The 19,743-nt window shown below is 32.0% G+C and carries 24 protein-coding genes; 19 read left to right on the top strand and 5 right to left on the bottom strand.

Annotated features, from left to right (window positions below):
• Positions 1-201 precede the first annotated feature (201 nt).
• Entirely contained in the window at positions 202-639 is a 438-nt protein-coding gene (locus AB1282_RS21340) for a peptidylprolyl isomerase (RefSeq protein WP_056466860.1), read from the top strand.
• 429 nt (positions 640-1,068) lie between these two features.
• Here AB1282_RS21340 and AB1282_RS21335 read toward each other — a convergent pair whose 3' ends face one another.
• Positions 1,069-1,698 (bottom strand): cupin domain-containing protein, encoded by a 630-nt coding sequence (locus AB1282_RS21335; RefSeq protein ID WP_429900334.1) that lies wholly within the window; start codon positions 1,696-1,698, stop codon positions 1,069-1,071.
• Between the two features lie 330 nt (positions 1,699-2,028).
• Here AB1282_RS21335 and AB1282_RS21330 point away from each other — a divergent pair, with 330 nt between their 5' ends.
• Positions 2,029-2,388 carry a GNAT family N-acetyltransferase gene (locus tag AB1282_RS21330; protein ID WP_025672354.1) on the top strand — a complete coding sequence of 120 codons (360 nt, stop codon included), beginning with the start codon at positions 2,029-2,031 and terminating at the stop codon, positions 2,386-2,388.
• Positions 2,389-2,628: 240 nt separating this feature from the next.
• Here AB1282_RS21330 and AB1282_RS21325 read toward each other — a convergent pair whose 3' ends face one another.
• Both AB1282_RS21325 and AB1282_RS21320 read right to left on the bottom strand, forming a co-directional pair.
• A complete protein-coding gene (locus AB1282_RS21325) occupies positions 2,629-3,132 on the bottom strand; it encodes a DUF309 domain-containing protein (protein WP_429900332.1) in 504 nt (167 codons plus the stop codon).
• A gap of 110 nt (positions 3,133-3,242) precedes the next feature.
• Positions 3,243-3,356 (bottom strand): YjcZ family sporulation protein, encoded by a 114-nt coding sequence (locus AB1282_RS21320; RefSeq protein WP_082459343.1) that lies wholly within the window; start codon positions 3,354-3,356, stop codon positions 3,243-3,245.
• Positions 3,357-3,564: 208 nt separating this feature from the next.
• Here AB1282_RS21320 and AB1282_RS21315 point away from each other — a divergent pair, with 208 nt between their 5' ends.
• From AB1282_RS21315 to AB1282_RS21255, 13 genes are all read left to right on the top strand, one after another.
• The gene (locus AB1282_RS21315) at positions 3,565-4,335 is read left to right on the top strand and encodes a segregation/condensation protein A (RefSeq protein WP_429900330.1); all 771 of its coding nucleotides are present in this window, start codon (positions 3,565-3,567) and stop codon (positions 4,333-4,335) included.
• Positions 4,335-4,916 (top strand): SMC-Scp complex subunit ScpB, encoded by a 582-nt coding sequence (gene scpB / locus AB1282_RS21310; protein ID WP_429900328.1) that lies wholly within the window; start codon positions 4,335-4,337, stop codon positions 4,914-4,916. Before AB1282_RS21315 ends, scpB begins: the two co-directional genes overlap by 1 nt.
• A 72-nt stretch (positions 4,917-4,988) precedes the next feature.
• Positions 4,989-5,384, top strand: coding sequence for a hypothetical protein (locus tag AB1282_RS21305; protein ID WP_429900326.1), 396 nt, complete (start codon positions 4,989-4,991; stop codon positions 5,382-5,384).
• 18 nt (positions 5,385-5,402) lie between these two features.
• Entirely contained in the window at positions 5,403-5,897 is a 495-nt protein-coding gene (locus AB1282_RS21300) for a DUF3907 family protein (RefSeq protein ID WP_056466841.1), read from the top strand.
• Positions 5,898-6,063: 166 nt separating this feature from the next.
• Positions 6,064-7,050: an aromatic acid exporter family protein gene (locus tag AB1282_RS21295; protein WP_056466838.1), complete on the top strand. Its 987-nt coding sequence runs from the start codon at positions 6,064-6,066 to the stop codon at positions 7,048-7,050.
• A gap of 151 nt (positions 7,051-7,201) precedes the next feature.
• Positions 7,202-8,125, top strand: coding sequence for a superoxide dismutase (locus AB1282_RS21290; RefSeq protein ID WP_056466835.1), 924 nt, complete (start codon positions 7,202-7,204; stop codon positions 8,123-8,125).
• Positions 8,126-8,262: 137 nt separating this feature from the next.
• Positions 8,263-9,417, top strand: a complete 1,155-nt coding sequence (locus AB1282_RS21285) for a D-alanyl-D-alanine carboxypeptidase family protein (RefSeq protein WP_056466832.1) — start codon at positions 8,263-8,265, stop codon at positions 9,415-9,417.
• Positions 9,410-10,003, top strand: coding sequence for a nucleoside recognition domain-containing protein (locus AB1282_RS21280; RefSeq protein WP_056466830.1), 594 nt, complete (start codon positions 9,410-9,412; stop codon positions 10,001-10,003). The genes AB1282_RS21285 and AB1282_RS21280 overlap by 8 nt, the downstream gene beginning before the upstream one ends.
• The gene (locus AB1282_RS21275) at positions 10,004-10,534 is read left to right on the top strand and encodes a spore maturation protein (RefSeq protein ID WP_056466828.1); all 531 of its coding nucleotides are present in this window, start codon (positions 10,004-10,006) and stop codon (positions 10,532-10,534) included.
• A gap of 198 nt (positions 10,535-10,732) precedes the next feature.
• Positions 10,733-11,653: a PLP-dependent cysteine synthase family protein gene (locus tag AB1282_RS21270; RefSeq protein WP_056466825.1), complete on the top strand. Its 921-nt coding sequence runs from the start codon at positions 10,733-10,735 to the stop codon at positions 11,651-11,653.
• Positions 11,654-11,656: 3 nt separating this feature from the next.
• Complete coding sequence (locus AB1282_RS21265; RefSeq protein WP_056466820.1) at positions 11,657-12,811, top strand: bifunctional cystathionine gamma-lyase/homocysteine desulfhydrase; 1,155 nt, start codon at positions 11,657-11,659, stop codon at positions 12,809-12,811.
• On the top strand, positions 12,812-13,453 hold the full coding sequence (locus AB1282_RS21260) for a class I SAM-dependent DNA methyltransferase (RefSeq protein WP_056466817.1): 642 nt from the start codon (positions 12,812-12,814) through the stop codon (positions 13,451-13,453). It begins immediately after the preceding gene.
• Between the two features lie 28 nt (positions 13,454-13,481).
• Positions 13,482-13,955, top strand: coding sequence for an S-ribosylhomocysteine lyase (locus tag AB1282_RS21255; RefSeq protein WP_056466815.1), 474 nt, complete (start codon positions 13,482-13,484; stop codon positions 13,953-13,955).
• 356 nt (positions 13,956-14,311) lie between these two features.
• On the opposite strand, the gene AB1282_RS21250 is transcribed toward AB1282_RS21255, so the two are convergent.
• Both AB1282_RS21250 and AB1282_RS21245 read right to left on the bottom strand, forming a co-directional pair.
• Positions 14,312-14,584 (bottom strand): hypothetical protein, encoded by a 273-nt coding sequence (locus tag AB1282_RS21250; protein WP_056466812.1) that lies wholly within the window; start codon positions 14,582-14,584, stop codon positions 14,312-14,314.
• Positions 14,585-14,651: 67 nt separating this feature from the next.
• Positions 14,652-14,930, bottom strand: coding sequence for a hypothetical protein (locus AB1282_RS21245; protein ID WP_056466809.1), 279 nt, complete (start codon positions 14,928-14,930; stop codon positions 14,652-14,654).
• A 241-nt stretch (positions 14,931-15,171) separates the two neighbouring features.
• Between AB1282_RS21245 and rluB the strand changes: the two genes are divergently transcribed.
• The 4 genes from rluB (at position 15,172) to ccsB (ending at position 19,540) form a co-directional block, all read left to right on the top strand.
• On the top strand, positions 15,172-15,900 hold the full coding sequence (rluB, locus tag AB1282_RS21240; RefSeq protein WP_056466805.1) for a 23S rRNA pseudouridine(2605) synthase RluB: 729 nt from the start codon (positions 15,172-15,174) through the stop codon (positions 15,898-15,900).
• 280 nt (positions 15,901-16,180) lie between these two features.
• Complete coding sequence (gene resA / locus AB1282_RS21235) at positions 16,181-16,708, top strand: thiol-disulfide oxidoreductase ResA (protein WP_056466802.1); 528 nt, start codon at positions 16,181-16,183, stop codon at positions 16,706-16,708.
• A 28-nt stretch (positions 16,709-16,736) separates the two neighbouring features.
• Positions 16,737-18,353, top strand: coding sequence for a cytochrome c biogenesis protein ResB (gene resB / locus AB1282_RS21230; protein WP_056466799.1), 1,617 nt, complete (start codon positions 16,737-16,739; stop codon positions 18,351-18,353).
• Between the two features lie 20 nt (positions 18,354-18,373).
• On the top strand, positions 18,374-19,540 hold the full coding sequence (ccsB, locus tag AB1282_RS21225) for a c-type cytochrome biogenesis protein CcsB (RefSeq protein ID WP_056466796.1): 1,167 nt from the start codon (positions 18,374-18,376) through the stop codon (positions 19,538-19,540).
• Positions 19,541-19,743: the final 203 nt, after the last annotated feature.

Below are 19,743 nucleotides of genomic sequence, written 5' to 3'. Positions count from 1 at the left end.
TTCGTTTTAACAAAGAGACACTCCCTTTACAATAATCCAAATTTTACATCTTACAACACTATTATAGTCATTTTCGAAAACTTGTCATTACTTTTTGTTTTTTGTATGATAATATCAGCGTTACTAATTTATTCAGTAATGAAAAAATATAGGACAATTAAGTCTTATAAAGTTGTACATACATAAGGAGGATTTTTTATTATGAAAAAAGCAAGTATTACGTTTGAAAATGGCGAACAAATCTTAATCGAATTATTCCCAGAGCATGCACCAGGTACAGTTGAAAACTTTGAAAAATTAATCCGTGAAGGTTTCTACAATGGATTAACTTTCCACCGTGTAATTCCTGGATTTGTATCTCAAGGTGGAGATCCAAACGGTAATGGAACAGGTGGCCCAGGATACAAAATCAAATGTGAAACTGTAGGTAACCCATTAAAACATAAAGCTGGATCTTTATCAATGGCACATGCTGGAAAAGATACTGGTGGTAGCCAATTCTTTATCGTTCACGAGCCACAACCACATTTAGATGGAGTACATACAGTATTCGGTCAAGTAATCGAAGGTATGGATACAGTTTTAAGAATGCGTAATGGCGATGTTATGCAAGAAGTTAAGGTTTGGGACGAAGAATAGTCAAACCATTTAAGAGGTCACTCTAAATAGATTTCAAATGAAAAAAGCCACAAGGGAAAAATTTTTCCTTGTGGTTTTTTAACATGTTCTTTGTTGTTTTAACGGTGAAATTATTTAATAACATCTCGGACTATTTAGAGAAGGTTAAGTTGAAGATTTATTTTGGTTTTTTTTGAAATATGTTTAGTTTTTATTGTTTCACATGCGATTTCATGTTATTTCTTCTATTTTCTTGGTTCTCATAATCTATTTCCACATGTTTCATAGTCTTATTTGCAGTTTTTTAAATTTTAATTGCAGATATAACTTTTTTAATTGTAGATTTGCCAAATTTAATTGCAGTTTTGGATTTTTTAATTGCACTTGCGCAGATTTAATTGCAGTTTTGACTTTTTTAATTCGACTAACTGGTCTCACTTGATCTTGCAATTAAAAACGCTGTTGATAATAATTCTGGTTGTAATAGGAGTTTGGATAATAATTTTGATTCTGCTGATTTGAAAATTCATGCTCGTTTTGAACTTGTCGATTACAATTTCTTGGTGGTCCTATAAATATAGAAGGTTGTAAATTTGCAGTTGCTGTTTTCCATTGGTTTTCATCAAGACAGTAAGTATGTGAGACAATATTTGAAGGTGTAAATTTCATTAAATCAGAGAATAAAATTACGTCTGGGGAAGGTGCATTAAATATTGCTAATAAATGAGTATTGTCAACAGTTGCAATTTCATAATGCCACCAGCCTTGTGGTACGTTTGCAACTTGACCAGGAGTAATTGGGAAATTTAATAGTTGCTTTGTATAAGGATTTAAGATTGATACAACTGCTGCACCAGAAATACAATAGACTAATTCTGATGAATTTTGATGATAATGTGGCTCTACAACATTATTTGCACTTAAAGATATATCCAATAAAGACAAATTATCCAAAGTATTCAAATCATTAACACTTAATTGATTGATAAAGTTTTGACTGTCCTTTACAAATGCATGATTTTTATTTATATCATAAGTATATTGAATATTTGGTGATGAATAATCTAAATCCAACCTCATAATGATCACCCTTTTATATAACTCTAACTAAAATTTACTGTATTCAAATTTATCTAATTGGTGACAAAAGCCTATAAGGTTGGATGGGCAGGAAAAATACATGACTAGTACTCTAAATCAGTTTAAATTCTCACCTATACCATATATCCCGTTTTTCCATCTCTCCGGTTTTCTGACTTGACAGAAAAATGTGAGAATTATATATTTGAAATATTGATATATTTGGAACGTATTTTTATATTTATCGTACTATAGAGGGATAATCAATCATATATTATGTATTGGTTTAGAAGATAATTAGAGTTTTAATAATTTTTAAGAGGGGTTAACATGTTAATTAGGTATAAGAAAACATATGAGAAAATTGCAATGGGCCTGCTTTCGTTTATGCCGAATGAAAAGAATGTGAAGAGCTTAGTAAATACGATTAAAGATTATGAAACTAAAGATGATAATCATTTGTTCCTTTGGAAATTAGACGATATTGTTGGGATTATTGGAATACAACTTCTACCAGATAAGGTTATTATGATTAAACATTTAAGTGTAAACCCTTCATTCCGAAATCAAGGTATTGCAACTTCACTTTACGATGCGATTCGATCTCAGTATACAGACTATACAATCGTAACAACGCAAGAAGTAGCTTCATTCATTGAACATTGTCATGTTAGTTTGAAAGTATTATAGAAAAAGTGCTCAATTTTTTGAGCACTTTTTTTACACTGTAGAAAAAATGGTTCCATGAACCATTCAAGAGTAAGGTTTTTTAAACTTCATGCGATTTTACATACTCATAGGCCGGTTATGAGTATGAATGAAACAACAATTTGCACTTTGCTTACTCATAAACCAGTCATGGGTAAGTACGATTCAACTTCTATTTCGAAACACAGAAAAAAGGTGCCCAATTTTTTGAGCACCTTTCCTCTAAACTTTTCTTCGTAATTCTAATTGCTTTAATCTTTCTGAAATGACATCTGTTCGATCTCTTGTAGAATGTTTATTAATTAAATCTTCCGTAAAAGACGAGTAATATTCTTTTTGATTTTGATATCTTTCAATCAATTCTTGGTCATTTAATGGGAGGTCAAAATGGTGATATTCCGTTTCATTTTGAAGATTTAACTGTAAATTTGATATGATTTGTTTAAAGCGCAATTGATCAATTCCAGCCATTTCCAATAAATTAGAATCATTTGAAAAGGTAATTACGTGTCGAAATAATTTTTTAGCACCAGTAAAGTTTCTTCTTCTATAATGATATAACACTACCGATAATCTGATTAAACCTAACCAGACCTTTTTATAATGATGATTTAATTCAAGTTTCCATTGTTCCTCAAGAATTTCATGACATTCAAAAAAATCTTGATCAAAATGGAAATGACATAAATATTTTATGTACCGCTCGTTTTTATTGTAATGGACCAAGTTTTTCACCTCTTTATTACTAAAATTTTATCAGAAATGGAAAAATTTAAAAAGAAGAAAGCCTAGAGCAATGTCTAGACTTTCACGTTTTGTTTATTCACGGGGTTAAATTAACAGACGAAAGCACATCCAACGATGATTAATAAAATAAATAATACTACGATTAAAGCAAAGCCTCTGCCGTGGCCGAAACCGCCGAACTCTGGAGAAACACCTTTACTCATGAAATAACCTCCTTACCAAAAATATAATTCTTCTTGCACTGATATCTTATGAAAAATTTTAGAAAATGGTATAGGCGTAAAACTAAAAATTTAGGAACAAAGTAACTTCATCGATGAAAAATCCTTTTCTGTTATATAGTTTTATGAAATAATACTTTATACTGTTATAGAGTATATTTTTATTTTAAAGTAAGTTGGTGAGTAGTTTGTGAAGCAATATGAAGTTAAAATTGATGCATTTGAAGGGCCATTAGATTTATTACTTCATTTAATTCAACGATTTGAAATTGATATTTATGATATACCTGTATCTGAAATAACAGATCAATATGTTTCATATATTCATACAATGAAAGAATTAGAATTGGATATTGCAAGTGAATATTTAGTGATGGCAGCTGAATTACTTGCGATGAAAAGTAAAAGTATTTTACCTAATCATGAAGAACAAGCTGATTGGGATGCAATACTTGAAGAAGACCCTAGAGAAGAATTAATGAATCGATTAATTATATATAAGCAATTTAAGGAAGCGGCGATCGTATTTCAGGAAAAAGAATCAGAACGGGCGATGATTTTTACTCGAAATCCAGTTGATTTGTCCGAATATGGACCGAGACCAGAAGATATTGTCATGCCAACTGATGTAACAATTTACGATATGTTTGGTGCACTTCAAAAGCTATTTAAACGTAAAAAGCTACAAGAACCACTTCAAACTAAAATTGTTCGTGAAGAAATATCGATCGACAAAAGGATGGATGAAATTATTACCTACTTAAAAAGTATTAAAAAGAGAACTAATTTCATCAGTTTATTTCCACATAATGATAAAGAAAGTATTGTAGTTACTTTTTTAGCAATATTGGAGTTAATGAAAACAAAAGACATTGTAGTAGAACAGGAACAAAACTTTTCAGAAATTTTTCTTACATCACGTGAGGTTTTTGAAGATAAGCAAGCTGAGGTGTACTTGTAATGGAACAGGAAAAAAATTTAGTAGGAGTTCTAGAAGGACTTTTATTTGTAGCTGGCGATGAAGGAATTTCGATGGTCGAGCTATCTGAGACTTTAGAATTAGGTCAAACCGAAGTTCTAGAATTAATGGAGAATCTTAAAAAAGAATATGAAAATCCTAACAGAGGCTTACAAATTAGAATTCTAGCTAACAGATATAAACTTACTTCAAAGAGGGAACATGGTGAGTTTTTCAAAAAATTAGTTGAAAGCCCATCGAACTCTTCGCTGTCACAAGCAGCATTAGAAACTTTAGCGATTGTTGCATATCAACAACCAATTACGAGGACAGAAATTGAAGATATTCGTGGAGTTAAGACTGAAAAACCAATTCAAACGCTTGTCTCGAAATATTTAATTAAAGAAGTTGGACGGGCTGAAGGTACTGGACGTGCAATTTTATACGGTACTACTTCTGAGTTTTTAGATTATTTTGGCCTAAAAAACATTAAAGAATTACCTCCACTCCCACAAGATTTAAAAATGGAAGAGGTTGAAGAAGAAGCAGATTTATTTTTTAGCAAATTTGAAAAACAAGATTAGTTAAAAAATTCTGCAAATCTTTATGTATCCTATGTTAAACTAATACTATGGAAATCTTGGAGGGTGAAAGAATTGTTAATTTATAATTGTCATGGGTATGAATTAGTAAAGGCTCAATCAAATACTTCAGAAGACATTTTTAATCGTTCCGAAGTTGAATATGAATATAATGGTCAAAAAATTGTAACTTCTGTCTTATATGTTCGCTTTTTTGAAGAACAACTTTCCGAACTAAGTGATTTAAAAACAACTAGATTATATGAAAATGGTGACCAATCAGTCGATTTTCGTGATTTAGTGGCACTTGCGCTAATTATTAAAAATCCTGATTATCGTGGAAGAAAGCGAATATATATTAATGAAATAGATCAATTTGTAAAAGAGCTACAAGGTGTTGATTTTGATAAATTGGTAGGATATGCGAGAAGTATTAAGCAAAATTCAAATAAAATAGAAATATCGATCTAATTTAACGGAGGGAAAAAAATGTCGAATAAGATGGTAGAGCATCAATTAAAAATTGTAGGTAATCAATTAGGGATTGTTGGTCTAGAGTGTAATTTGTTTTTAAATAGGAATTCTTTACCGTCATTTCAACATGAAAATCAATCAGTGGATACTAACTACTTAGAAAAAATACTCTCTTCATTACGTAGAATTACAGTATATTGTGAGGATGCTAAAGAAGTTTGTGAGAAAATTTTAAGTGGACAGTTCCATAAAGCAACAGCTGAAGATACTTTACATAAAATTTATCACAGATGTATCGCTGAATTCTTCTCTCCTAAAAACGATGCATGGTATGAAAATAGTCGTGCAGCATACACAGGTAATCAAGCAATTACATTTTATAAAGCTGTACCTGGTACTCTTCAAGACCTATTTTCGTCTTTAGAAAAAGTTTTTCAACAAATGCGAGAAGAACTTGAGTATTATGAAACAGATTATTCAACAAAACTGATGCAACAATACAAACAGTAATTAGAAAATAGTTAAATGTAAATAATATCGTTAAGAGAAAAAGACTAGAAATTTTCTAGTCTTTTCATTTTGTATAAAACTCAAAAAAATGGATATATCTAGTAATTTTTATCTAAGATACGTTACAATACTATAGAAATTTCTTTGTAAGAGAAGAGGACTTAAAATGAAACAAATGTATTCAATTGGACAAAGGACAATCAAAACAGCAATCGGAAGTGGTATATCTCTATTAATCGCAGAAGCTCTACATTTACAAAATTACAGTACTGCTGCTGTCGTCACGCTATTAAGTATTCAAAATACAAAACGCAGATCATTTATTGTTGCAATTCAAAGATTTGTTGCATCAGTTATTGCAATGTTAATTGGATGGATGATGTTTGAATTTTTAAGCTATACCCCATTAACAGTTGTCATTTATTTTCTTTTAACTATACCCTTATTAGTCACATTGAAGTTACAAGAAGGAATCATACCAAGCTCAGTGATCGTTTTGCAAATTTATGTGAGTAACAATAAATCAATATCTTTCTTAATTAATCAAGTTGAAATTTTAGCAGTTGGGATCTTAATTGCTTTAATAATGAATACATATATGCCAAGTATTGAGAAGAAGATGATTGAATCTCAAAAGAAAATCGAGCAAAATTTTAAAATGTTACTTCTAGGAATTGCTTTAAAAATGAAGGGTAAGGATGAAGATTCACAAAATGAATTAATTTATGAAACAAAAAACCTTTTACAAACGGCGAAATCATTAGCTTACAGGCAAGTTGAAAATAGTTTTGTAAAATCAAACTTATATTATATTAATTATTTTGAAATGAGAGAACGTCAATTCGAAATCATATCGAATCAAATCATCCCATTATTAAAAAAGGTTGCGTTAAATTATCCGCATTCAAAAATTATCGCAGAATTTTTTGAGGACACAGGTGTTTATTTAAAAGAAAAATCTACAGGGATTGAATTATTAGGGGAATTTAGTCATATGATGAATGATTTTAGAAAGATGCCATTACCTGAATCAAGAGATGAGTTTGAGACTAGAGCTAGTTTAATGATGATTGTTTATGAATTGGAAAAAGTGATCTCATTAAAAATGGAGTTTTACTCAGAAAATCAGACCGTTTTAGAAAAACTTAACTAATCATTTTATATAAGAGGATGCGGAATTAACATCTTAAATACGTTAATTCCATTAATCGCGTGAATCGCATGAATACCGGTAATAGCTATAAATTTAATATCATACAATGGAAAGTAGAAGAGAAATTTATTTTCTCTGATGGAGGTGTATGATGTTAAATCAATCTGAACTCGTCACTTACTTTCAGGAGGTAGAAATCTGGTGTGCGAATGTATTACAGTTGCTGTCTGAAAGATTTGACCATATTCAAGAAAAAGAACTATTAGAATATAAAGTTAAACTATTGTTAAACAGAATGGGGACAAAAGGTCATTATGTAGATCAAAATTCCTTTTTAGATGAAATTAGTATGGATGTGGATGATATCCAAGAACGATTAATTTCAATTTTAAATGAAGAGGAATATGATGATAGCTATGCGTATCGGGTAATAGAAGTCGAAGAGAGAGTGGGGATTGGTAAGCACGAGCTCCCGCCTTTACCATACCCATATAATGCACTCGAGCCATATATATCAAAAGAAATTATGATGCTACATCATGATAAGCACCATAAAAGTTATGTAGATGGTTTAAATAAAGCTGAGATTGAATTAGAAAAGGCAAGAAAGAATAAGGCATACGATTTATTAAAGCATTGGGAAAGAGAGCTTGCATTTCATGGGTCTGGTCATTATTTGCATACGATATTTTGGAATAATTTAAGTAAATCAGGTGGAGGGCAACCTCATGGGGCTTTTTTAAAACAAATTGAAGATGACTTCGGAAGTTATGAAGCCTTTAAAGAGCATTTTACACAGGCTGCTAAAAAAGTGGAAGGTGTCGGTTGGGCGATTTTAGTTTGGGTTCCAAGAGCGAATCGGTTGGAGATTCTTCAAACTGAAAAACATCAATTCTTTACTCAATGGGATACAATTCCATTGCTAGTTTTGGACGTTTGGGAGCATGCTTATTATTTGCAGTATAAATTTGATAAAGACGCATACATTACAAATTTTTGGAACATTGTTAATTGGCCAGATGTAAATTATCGATATGATTATGCTAGTCAATTAAAATGGCAACCATTTTATTAATAAGCGTAAAATAGTAGGTGCTGGAATTGCTCAGGTTGTATATCTGAACAAGTTCAGCACTTTTTTCTTAAAAAAAAAGTCATTTTTTTATAATGTAATTCGTAAACTTGTACTAATTAGGACTAACTGTGGAGTTGATGCGAAAGATGAAAAAATGGCTAGTAATCGGAATCATTGGCTTATTTTTAATCGGAATTATTATTCCGACGAATAATGTTAAAGCATTTGGAGGAGTTAGTGCTAGAAATGCAGTTTTGATGGATCAAAAAACTGGACGAATCTTGTATGGTAAAGCAATGCATGACTCTGAAAGAATCGCCAGCATAACAAAAATAATGACTGCAATACTCGCTGTAGAGTCCGGTAAAATGCAAAACACGATAACAATTAGTTCAAGGGCAGTGCAAACAGAAGGATCATCCATTTATTTAAAACCAGGACAAAAAATTAAACTTGAAGATTTAGTTTATGGTTTAATGCTTAGGTCTGGGAATGATGCGGCTAATGCAATTGCCGAGGCTGTAGGTGGTAGCATCGAAGGATTTGTTTATATGATGAACGAAAAAGCAAAAGAAATCGGAATGAGTAATACATATTTTAGCAATCCATCAGGACTTGATCAGCAAGGAAAAGAGCATTACTCATCTGCTTATGATATGGCGTTATTAACGAGATACGCTATGGAAAATCCTAAATATGCAAAAATTGCAGGTACAAAAGTACACCGTGCCCCAAATACGGCAGAATCTTGGGATTATGTTTGGAAGAATAAAAACAAATTGCTTACTTTCATGTACAAGTATAGTACTGGAGGTAAAACTGGATTTACTAAAAAAGCAAAAAGAACACTCGTATCAACTGCTTCAAAAAACGGAATGGATTTAATTGTCGTAACACTAAATGATGGGCAAGATTGGCAAGATCATATGTCACTATTCGAATATGGTTTCAGTAACTATCCTTTAACGAAAGTTTTAAGTAAAGGAGGAATTAAAGAAGTCACAGATAAAAAATATAAAGGACATGTTTATATGAAAAATGACTTCTCTTATCCTTTAGATAAAAAAGAGCGTGATCAAGTAAGAATCACGATTGAAATGCAAAAGCCGACCAAGAAAAAAATTGCTAATGATGCAATTGTTGGTAAAGCGATTATCGAACTAGAAGGTGAACAAATTGGATTTAGAAATATATTTTATAGCGATAGTAAGGTCAAAATATTTACAAAAGAAATAATCCAAAATGGGAAACAAGTTCTATTAAACTTAATGGGAGAGCACTCTGATGGTTAATATCATTTGGGTTGCTCTTACAATAATTGGTTTTGTTTTTGCAATGATTAATGGCACCATGGATGAAGTAAATAAAGCAGTATTTGACGGAGGAAAGCAAGCAATTACCATTATTATTGGACTAGTTAGTGTGCTTGTTTTTTGGTTAGGTTTAATGCGAATAGCAGAAGAATCTGGATTATTAAAAATTCTTTCGAAATTATTTCAACCATTCCTATCTTTCCTATTTCCGAGAATCCCTAAAGACCATCCGGCACTAGGTTATATTATGTCAAATATGGTCGCCAATTTATTCGGTTTAGGAAATGCCGCAACACCATTAGGTATAAAGGCGATGGAACAACTAAAAGTGTTAAATAGAAATAGTATTGAAGCAAGTGATGACATGATTACATTTTTAACTTTAAATACAAGTGCAATCACTTTAATTCCTACAACAGTGATCGGAGTTAGAATGTCTTATCATTCTGCAAATCCGACCGAAATAGTAGGTGTTACAATCCTTGCACAGATCGTTTCATTTATTGGGGGACTCGCGGTAAATAGTTTTTTTGCAAGTAGGCGAAATCGAAAGGGGAGAAAATAAATGGGATATATGAATACTATTTCACTTTATATTATTCCATTTATTATCGCTGTCATTTTAATACATGGAACTTGGAAAAAGGTGCCTACGTATGAATCTTTTGTTGAAGGTGGAAAAGAGGGTGTAACAATTGCAGTGCAATTAATTCCATTTTTAGTAGGGATGCTAGTATCGATCTCGATCTTTAGAGCGTCAGGTGCTCTAGAGTTTTGTGTAGAACTTATGCGTCCATTATTAAGTTCATTAGGTATTCCGGCAGAAGTTTTTCCGCTAGCAATTATTCGACCTATTTCTGGTTCGGCCGCTTTAGGGATTACTTCGGATTTAATTAAAACATATGGACCGGATTCATTTATCGGAAGGTTAGCTTCGACTATGCAAGGCAGTACAGATACAACGCTATATGTTTTAACGGTGTATTTTGGAGCGGTAGGAATTCGTAAAATGGGTGATGCATTAAAAGTAGGTTTAATTGCAGATGCAATCAGTATTATTTTCTCAATCATTTTTGTAACGATGTTCTTTTCTTAACCCAACGCATACGATTTGAAACAGTGAAAAAGTACTTTTATTTTAGGATAAAAGTACTTTTTTATTGCGCATTTAAAATTAATATCTTATAATACCAATAAGAATAGTTGGTATTAAGACAACATTCAATTTTACCCATGTTGCATATAATGGATTGGAAGAAACTAACCTTTTTGTGACATAAAGGAGCTTGAAATTATGAAAGTTGTAAAATCAGTACACGAGCTGATCGGATCAACACCATTGCTTGAAATTACAACATTCCCTTTACCAAAAGGAACAAGACTATTTGCAAAATTAGAATTCTGTAACCCAGGTGGAAGTGTAAAAGATCGACTTGGAATGGAATTATTAGAAAGTGCACTTAACGAAGGTAAATTAGAAAAAGGTGGTACAGTCATTGAACCAACCGCCGGAAATACAGGAATTGGTTTAGCACTAGCAGCTATAAAATATGGTGTAAATGTTCTATTTGTTGTTCCTGAAAAATTCAGTATTGAAAAACAAACATTGATGAAAGCACTTGGAGCAAAAATTGTGAACACACCTACAGAAGATGGAATGACAGGTGCAATTAAAAAAGCGAATGAGCTCTCAAAAGAAATACCGAATTCATTTGTACCATCACAATTTAGTAATGAAGCAAATCCAAGAACCTATTACAAAACATTAGGTCCTGAATTAGTTGACCAACTAGATGGAAAAATAGATGTATTTGTTGCTGGAGCTGGTAGTGGAGGAACATTTACTGGTACAGCCCAGTATTTAAAAGATAAATTACAAAATGTAAAAACAGTGATTGTTGAACCAGAAGGATCAATCTTAAATGGTGGAAAGCCAGGTTCACATGATACAGAAGGAATTGGAATGGAATTTATTCCTGCCTTTGTAGATACAAAATTATTTGATGCTATTCATACAGTACTTGATACAGACGCATTTCGTTTAGTCAAAGAACTAGCAACGAAAGAAGGACTTTTAGTAGGAAGTTCCTCAGGAGCTGTGTTATATGCAAGTTTATTAGAAGCAAATAAAGCAAAACCAGGGAGTACAATCGTAACGATTTTCCCAGATAGTAGTGAAAGATACTTAAGTAAAAACATATATAGTGAGGGATAAAATATGAAGAAAAAGACGGCGTTAATACACGGGGGAATTAGTAGAGATGAAACAACTGGTGCGGTTAGTGTTCCGATTTATCAAACTAGTACGTATAAACAAGATGCTGTTGGTAAACATAGAGGATTTGAATATTCCAGAACAGGCAATCCGACACGACATGCTCTTGAAGAGTTAATGAAAGATATTGAACACGGTGTTGCAGGATTTGCATTTGCATCAGGAATGGCAGCTATTCATACTGTGTTTAGTTTATTCAAGACTGGTGACCATATCGTAGTCGGTGATGATGTTTATGGTGGTACTTACCGATTACTTACAAGAGTGTTATCAAATTTAGGCATAACAGCTACATTTGTTGATACAAGTAATATTACTTTAGTTGAAAATGTTATTTCACCAAATACAAAAGCAATTTTTATTGAGTCACCTAGTAATCCATTATTAAAAATTACTGATATTAAAGCAATTGCAAAACTTGCAAATGAATATGACTTATTAACGATTGTTGATAATACTTTTGCTACTCCATACTGGCAACAACCTCTTACACTAGGTGCTGATATCGTCGTTCATAGTGGAACTAAATACCTTGGAGGACATAGTGACGTAGTAGCTGGAGTTGTTGTAACGAATAAAGAAGAATTAGCTGAAGATTTAGCATTTTATCAAAACTCGATTGGTGGAGTTTTAGGGCCAAACGATAGCTGGTTATTACAACGTGGTATTAAAACACTTGGAATTAGAATGGAAGAACATGAAAGAAATACGCATGAAATTGTGACGTTCTTATCGAATCATCCAAATGTAAATAAAGTTTTCTATCCTGGATTATCGACACATCCAAACCATGAATTAGCAAAACAACAAAGCAGTGGATTTGGTGGCATGTTATCTTTTGAATTAAAAGAAGGTTTAGATCCAGAAGAATTCGTAGGTAAATTAAAGTGGTTTACATTAGCTGAAAGTTTAGGAGCAGTTGAAAGTCTTGTAGGGATTCCTTCAAAAATGACGCATGCTTCAATCCCAAGAGAAAAACGAATTGCATCCGGAATTTCTGATGAATTAATTCGATTATCGGTTGGTCTAGAAGATTTAGAAGATTTAATCGAAGACCTAGAACAAGCATTAATATTTCAAACATCAAAGGTGAGATAAATGGGTAGAGAGTTTTTAGACGTTTTTACTGGTTGGGCAGATAGTTACGATTCTTTTGTTCAAGGCCATGACCCAGAATATAAAGAAGCATTTCGACGTTATGATGAAATACTGAATGAAATTGTTAATAGAAGTGGAAATAGCGTTCTCGAATTTGGAATTGGTACAGGGAATTTAACAAAGTTACTTCTTGATAAAGGAAAAACTGTATTTCCAATCGAGCCATCTCCCGAGATGAGAATTATTGCCTCAAAGAAATTGGGCGAGAATATTACGATTCACGACGGAGATTTAATTGATTTTCCAAAACCACAGGCCGGGATCGATACAATTGTAAGTTCATACGTTTTTCATCATTTAACTGATCAAGAAAAATATGAAGCTATTAAAATATATAGCTCATTATTGAACACAAATGGGAAAATCGTATTTGCAGATACAATGTTTTTAACAGAAAACGAATATAAAAATGAAATTACAAAAGCTGAAAATGCAAATTATATCAATCTAAGAGATGATTTAATTAGAGAATATTATCCATTAATCCCAGTTGTTCGTTCACATTTTGAAAAAAATGGTTTTGATGTGAAATTCGAACAATATAATGATTTTGTATGGATCGTTGAAGCTACAAAAAAATAGAGAGAAGTAATTTAGGAGGAAATTAAATATGCCATCAGTTGAAAGTTTTGAATTAGATCACACAAAAGTTGTTGCTCCTTACGTTAGACATTGTGGGACTCATGCAGTTGGTACAGACGGAGTTGTTACAAAATATGATATTCGTTTTTGCCAACCAAATAAGCAAGCAATGAAACCAGATACAATTCACACTTTAGAACATTTACTAGCTTTGAACGTACGTGAAGCAGTACCTGCTGGTGACCCTTTTAAAATTATTGATTTATCACCAATGGGTTGCCAAACTGGATTTTATTTAATAATCGCTGGTACACCTTCAATTTCAGAAGTAATCACATTATTACGTAAAACAGCTGAACTTGGACAGCAAGTTGAAGAAGTACCTGCTGCAAATGAGCTTCAATGCGGCCAAGCAAAACTTCATGACCTTGAAGGCGCAAAAAAATGGTTAAAATATTGGAGCGAGCAAACTGACGAAACGTTAGAAAGCGTATTTGCTTAATATAAAAAAACGTCATCTTAATGGATGACGTTTTTTTATATTAGACTGTTGGAAAAAAGAAAATGGGGAGGTGCAAATAAATAAGGCAAAACTACAATTAAATAAAATTAAGTAAACTGCAAATAAGACCACGAATCATTCATAAATTTGAGCGAAACCCAAAAGAATCTCGAGGACTAAACGTAAAATGGATTGAGAAATGAACAAATAAATCTCGGCCATAAGGAAAGTGGACATCCCGTTGTGGAAATAAGGCTCATGCAGCCACCTTAATTGGCAAAATCGTTTTCAACAGAATGAAAAAAACGTCATCCTAATTTTGATGGCGTTTTAAAGCAACAAAAATAAAAAATAGCTTAATTGATCACAAGAAGTAATTTCTCTTTTGGAACGGTGAATTTAATTTCTCCAATATTTTCTTCAATATCTTCAATTGTTGGAATATCATCAAAGCTTTGAATTGAAATGGCATCATCTAAGCATAATAAAATATATGGGTAATTAGTTTCTGTAGAGTCATAGATTAATTTGTATGCTTTTGAAGGTTTATCGGAAGTGAAAAATACATCGCCTAATTTAAACGAACCAACTGAATTATATTTTACTGCTGGATTAAAAGAATAATTCATATAGTAAGCTCCTTTTTCATTTTACTTATTATATTATTGACGGGTTCCTAATAGATTAAACAGCAAACTAGTAATTAGCTTGAATTGTAATAGATATTTTGTTTTTCTGAGTTACCATGGTCACTTCACCAATCCAATCTTCAATATCTCCAAGGGTTGGCATAATATCATAATTTTGGACTAGTCTTGCATCGGTTAATGAGACAAGTACATATGGGAAATCGTCTTCATTTTCCTCATAAACAAGCATATAGATTGTTTCATTCTTTTTAGTAATAAGTACACTACCTGGCGTAATAATTTTAGAACGGTCAAATGCTGAGGAGTGTTTTAAAGTTAAATTCATATCTATTACCTCATTTCTGCAAATCTAGTAAATTATATGATAGATTTTTAAAAATATGATATTGAGAGAAGGATAAAGGGACAATGGATTAAGAGGAAGAATGACGATCGTGCACGACTTAAAAATGGAATTAAGGTTTAGATTGGGTGTTTAACTCACTTTATTCATAAAAAACCTTGTAGCTGCTACTTGTTTTCAATTGTATAAATCTGTATGATGGTTGAAGAGGTGAAATGATCGAATGGAAAGATTACAGAAAGTTATTGCTAGAGCGGGAATTGCTTCTCGTCGTAAAGCAGAAGAGTTAATTAAAGAAGGAAAAGTGAAAGTAAATGGTCAGGTTGTTACTGAGTTAGGTGTTAAAGTAAGTGGTAACGATCGTGTTGAAGTGGAAGAGATTCCGATTGATAAAGAAGAACCAGTATACTTCCTTTTATATAAACCATCAGGTGTAATTTCAAGTGTTTCAGATGATAAAGGTAGAAAAGTTGTAACAGACTTTTTCCCAATGATTAAACAACGCATTTATCCAATTGGTAGATTGGATTTTGATACATCGGGTATCATTCTATTAACTAATGATGGCGAATTTTCAAATATACTTCAACATCCAAAATATGAAATAGATAAAGAATATATCGCAAAAGTAAAAGGGATTCCAACTAAAGAGCAGTTACGTAAATTAGAAAGAGGAATTGTGCTTGAGGATGGGAAAACGGCTCCAGCTCAAGTTAAAATGATTTCACTTGATAAAAGCAAAAATACTGCAATTGTAAGACTGATTATTCATGAAGGTAGAAACCGTCAAGTCAAGAGGATGCTTGAGGCGATTGGTACTCCAGTTGTGAAGTTAAAACGTGAACGATATGCGTTTTTAGATTTGAGTGGATTAACTCCTGGTGATGCAAGAGAACTATCACCTCATGAAGTGAAAAAACTAAGAGCAATGGCTACAGCAAAGCCACGCTAATGATAAATCAGACTGATGATCACTGCTTTTTTACTTAGTTACTTAACCTAAATTCAGTACTTATTTATAATCCGGTTAACATTTTTAGAAAATATGTTTTAATTCAGTCTGATATCTTATTTTTTCACTACGACTCGGTAAATACCGAGTTTTTTCTTTGCTTTAAACATTTAATATTTTGGGATAAAAGATTGAAAATTTAGTCTTTTTTGAAACGTATCAAATTTCTATTCAAGAATAGGAAATAATGATATTCTATCATATGGGAGGAACTGCATATATGAAGAAAAATAGAACGTTAATTCGAACAATTATCCTATTAGTTTTGGTTTGTGCAATTGGTTATACTTTTTACATAAATTTCTTTAAGAAAGATGAAGTTATTACTAAAGGAAGTAAAGCGCCAAACTTTGCTATGACGGAGCTAAATACTGGTAAAAAGTATACTCTTTCAGGTGAAAAAGGAAAAGGCGTGATTGTTAACTTTTGGGGTACTTGGTGTGAACCATGTAAGCGAGAAATGCCATTTATGAATGAAATCTATTCGAAATATAAGGGAAAAGGAATCGAGTTACTTGCAATGAATGCAGATGAATCGAAATTTTCAGTACAAAGATTTGTAAGCGATTATAAACTTAAATTTCCAGTCGGAATAGATAAAGATCAAGAGGTTTTAAATACGTATGGTGTTAACCCTTTACCAACTACGTTTTTTGTAAGTCCGGATGGAACAATAAAGAGAATCGTAACTGGTCAAATGACACCAGATTCTTTTGAAAGTTATATTAAAGAAATATTACCAAAATGATGAGTGTACATTAGTAAGGGGAAATAAAATGGAGACTTTTAAATGTGAATGTGGTCATCTTAATCATGTAGGTACTGAAATATGTGAGTCATGCGGTAAACCTCAAGATGAAAAAGCAACAGAAATACTTGATATGCGATATGAAGGGACTGCTAGAAGATCAATCGTTAATAATCAAACTTATATAGATAAAATATGGACGTTTTTTTCATCTGTAAAGGTAGCAGTTGTAATCATTCTAATTACGCTAGTAGCAGCAGCATTAGGTACTATTTTTCCACAAAGAGATTTATTACCACCTACTGCGAATCCTGCAACGTATTATCAAGATGAATATGGAATCTTTGGTAAAATATACGATGCAATCGGTTTGGATAATACGTTTAACTCTTGGTGGTTCATGTTACTTGTTGCATCGATTGGGATCTCACTAGTAATTTGTAGTTTAGATCGAATTTTACCACTCTATAAAGCTCTAAACAAACAAACTGTTACTAGACATCCAAACTTTTTAAAAAGACAAAAAATGTTCGGAATTAGTAGAGTTGATCATATTCCAGACGAAATAGAAAAAGCTAAAGTTAATTTGCGTAAAAGAGGTTATAAGATTCGTGAAGAAAACGGCAATATCTTAGCAGAAAAAGGTCGTTTCTCTCGTTGGGGTCCATATGTAAACCATATAGGGTTAATTATCTTCCTTATTGGGGTAATGATGAGATATGTACCTGGAATGTATATGGATAAAGCTCTTTGGGTTCAAGAAGGCGAATTAAAACCTGTCGTTGGTACAAACCAAAACTATTATATTAAATTAAATGATTTCCATATGGAAACATATGATAAAGATAAAGAGGGTAAAGTTTATAAAAAAGCGATTGAGCGCTTTGGAAATGATAAAATACCTAAAAACTATCAAGCCGATGTGACGTTGTATAAACGCGAAGGAAATTTAATTCCAGGAGAAGATCCAAAACTTAAAAAAGTAAAAGATTATAGTATTAAAGTTAATGAACCTTTAAAGTTCCAAAACTTCGCTCTATATCAAGTAGATTATCGAATTGGTGAATTTAGTGCATTCTTATTTACATTACAAAATAAACAAACAGGTGAAAAATTAGGGCCAATCACAGTAGATTTACAAAATCCTAAAGAAGTATATGACTTAAAAAATGGATATAAAGTAGAACTTAAAAATTATTTTCCAGATTTCTATTTTAACTCTGATGGTCAGCCTGATACAAAAACAAGAAAACCAAACAATCCAGCGTTTGTATTTAAAATGACTACACCAAAAACACCAAAAGGCGAAGTAGCATTTGTTGCAATTAAACAAAATATTGAACCAAATGGTGAAAACAAATATAAAATGTCATTTGCAGGGATTGAAACAAAAGATTCAACAGGTTTAACAGTACGTAAAGATTTAACTCTTTGGTTACTAGCACTTGGAGGAGCAATCTTTATGATCGGTGTAATTCAAGGTATGTATTGGTATCACCGACGCGTTTGGATACAGAATCAAGATGGGGAAGTTTGGGTTGCGGCATTTACAAATAAAAACTATTATGGTTTAAAGATGGAATTAAAGAAAGTGTTTGTAGACACAAAAATTGAATTGCCGATAGATCAACAAGCTAAAGAATAGTGTTTAACTAGGGGGAAAATATGTACGAGCTAAGTAGTAATTTTTTATTTATCGCGTTTATTTGTTATATAGTAGCTACTTTCTTTTTTGGCGGCTCGATGAAAACAAATGATAATGGTCCTAATAGATGGGGTACTATTGGTATTTCGATTACATTAATTGGATTCTTATCGCAAATTACTTATTTTATTTTAAGATGGATTGCTGCTGGACATGCACCTGTAAGTAATTTATTTGAATTTATTACATTCTTTGGAATGATGTTAATTTTTGCGTTTATCATGATTTATTTTATGTATCGCTTAAATATAATCGGATTATTCGCATTACCTTTATCAATAATCATCATTGCTTATGCATCAGTATTTCCACATGAAATCAAACCATTAGTTCCATCTTTAAAAAGCTATTGGTTACATATCCATGTAACAACAGCAGCTTTAGGGGAAGCTATTTTAGCGATTAGCTTTATTACAGGACTAATTTATTTAATTAAAAATATCGATCAAAAAGTATCAACAAAGAAAACATTTTGGCTTGAAGCAGTTTTATATTTCTTAGTAACTGTTGTTGGTTTCGTTATTATTTCTACAGCATTTAATGCATCTGGATACGAAGCAAAATATAATTGGATTAATAAAGATAAATTACAAGAAGAAATGGTCTATAATCTTCCATCAATTGTTGGTCCACATAAAGGTGAATTGACAACAAAAGATAAATTTGAAGCCCTTGCAGAAGTGCCAGCGATGGTTAATGCTAAAAAATTGAACACTGTAATTTGGTCAGTTTTTGCTGGCGCAGCATTATATGCAATCATTCGTTTAATTATCAGAAAACGAATTGGTGCATTTTTACAACCATTTGTACAAAAAGTCGATAGTGAATTATTAGACGAAATCGGATACCGTGCTGTAGCAATTGGTTTTCCAGTATTTACACTTGGTGGATTAATCTTTGCTATGATTTGGGCTCAAATTGCTTGGACAAAGTTCTGGAGCTGGGATCCAAAGGAAGATTGGGCATTAATAACATGGTTATTCTATGCAGTGTTTTTACATCTTCGTTTCAAACGAAATTGGCAAGGTGAAAAATCTGCTTGGTTAGCCGTACTGGGATTTGCAATTATTATGTTTAACTTAATTGCAGTAAACTTAATCATTGCTGGTTTACACTCATATGCGTAATTAATAATCAGCCTTGTAAAGGAATAAACCTTCCTTTACAAGGCTTTTTTTTCTAATTTTTATTTCGGTCCACATTTACTTAATTTTGGTTTCCTAGAAATCGCACTCTTGCTGCCAAGTTTTTTTTCACTATTTTATGGAAATAATAAATTCTAAGAATTATGTAAAAATGTTCACAAATTATACTAGAATATCCAATTTTT

The sequence above is a fragment of the Gottfriedia sp. S16(2024) genome, assembly GCF_050473765.1.
Taxonomy (GTDB): domain Bacteria; phylum Bacillota; class Bacilli; order Bacillales; family Bacillaceae_G; genus Gottfriedia.
Note: the sequence above shows the minus strand (reverse complement) of the source record. Positions and strands in the feature narration are given on the sequence as shown.

Coding starts and splice junctions, on each gene's coding strand:
- AB1282_RS21285 (WP_056466832.1), top strand. CDS start 8,263: ATGCGAAAGATGAAAAAATGGCTAGTAATCGGAATCATTGGCTTATTT.
- AB1282_RS21255 (WP_056466815.1), top strand. CDS start 13,482: ATGCCATCAGTTGAAAGTTTTGAATTAGATCACACAAAAGTTGTTGCT.
- resA (WP_056466802.1), top strand. CDS start 16,181: ATGAAGAAAAATAGAACGTTAATTCGAACAATTATCCTATTAGTTTTG.
- AB1282_RS21260 (WP_056466817.1), top strand. CDS start 12,812: ATGGGTAGAGAGTTTTTAGACGTTTTTACTGGTTGGGCAGATAGTTAC.
- AB1282_RS21265 (WP_056466820.1), top strand. CDS start 11,657: ATGAAGAAAAAGACGGCGTTAATACACGGGGGAATTAGTAGAGATGAA.
- rluB (WP_056466805.1), top strand. CDS start 15,172: ATGGAAAGATTACAGAAAGTTATTGCTAGAGCGGGAATTGCTTCTCGT.
- AB1282_RS21245 (WP_056466809.1), bottom strand. CDS start 14,930: ATGAATTTAACTTTAAAACACTCCTCAGCATTTGACCGTTCTAAAATT.
- AB1282_RS21290 (WP_056466835.1), top strand. CDS start 7,202: ATGTTAAATCAATCTGAACTCGTCACTTACTTTCAGGAGGTAGAAATC.
- AB1282_RS21280 (WP_056466830.1), top strand. CDS start 9,410: ATGGTTAATATCATTTGGGTTGCTCTTACAATAATTGGTTTTGTTTTT.
- AB1282_RS21250 (WP_056466812.1), bottom strand. CDS start 14,584: ATGAATTATTCTTTTAATCCAGCAGTAAAATATAATTCAGTTGGTTCG.
- AB1282_RS21330 (WP_025672354.1), top strand. CDS start 2,029: ATGTTAATTAGGTATAAGAAAACATATGAGAAAATTGCAATGGGCCTG.
- ccsB (WP_056466796.1), top strand. CDS start 18,374: ATGTACGAGCTAAGTAGTAATTTTTTATTTATCGCGTTTATTTGTTAT.
- AB1282_RS21340 (WP_056466860.1), top strand. CDS start 202: ATGAAAAAAGCAAGTATTACGTTTGAAAATGGCGAACAAATCTTAATC.
- AB1282_RS21275 (WP_056466828.1), top strand. CDS start 10,004: ATGGGATATATGAATACTATTTCACTTTATATTATTCCATTTATTATC.
- AB1282_RS21335 (WP_429900334.1), bottom strand. CDS start 1,698: ATGAGGTTGGATTTAGATTATTCATCACCAAATATTCAATATACTTAT.
- scpB (WP_429900328.1), top strand. CDS start 4,335: ATGGAACAGGAAAAAAATTTAGTAGGAGTTCTAGAAGGACTTTTATTT.
- AB1282_RS21295 (WP_056466838.1), top strand. CDS start 6,064: ATGAAACAAATGTATTCAATTGGACAAAGGACAATCAAAACAGCAATC.
- AB1282_RS21320 (WP_082459343.1), bottom strand. CDS start 3,356: ATGAGTAAAGGTGTTTCTCCAGAGTTCGGCGGTTTCGGCCACGGCAGA.
- resB (WP_056466799.1), top strand. CDS start 16,737: ATGGAGACTTTTAAATGTGAATGTGGTCATCTTAATCATGTAGGTACT.
- AB1282_RS21270 (WP_056466825.1), top strand. CDS start 10,733: ATGAAAGTTGTAAAATCAGTACACGAGCTGATCGGATCAACACCATTG.
- AB1282_RS21300 (WP_056466841.1), top strand. CDS start 5,403: ATGTCGAATAAGATGGTAGAGCATCAATTAAAAATTGTAGGTAATCAA.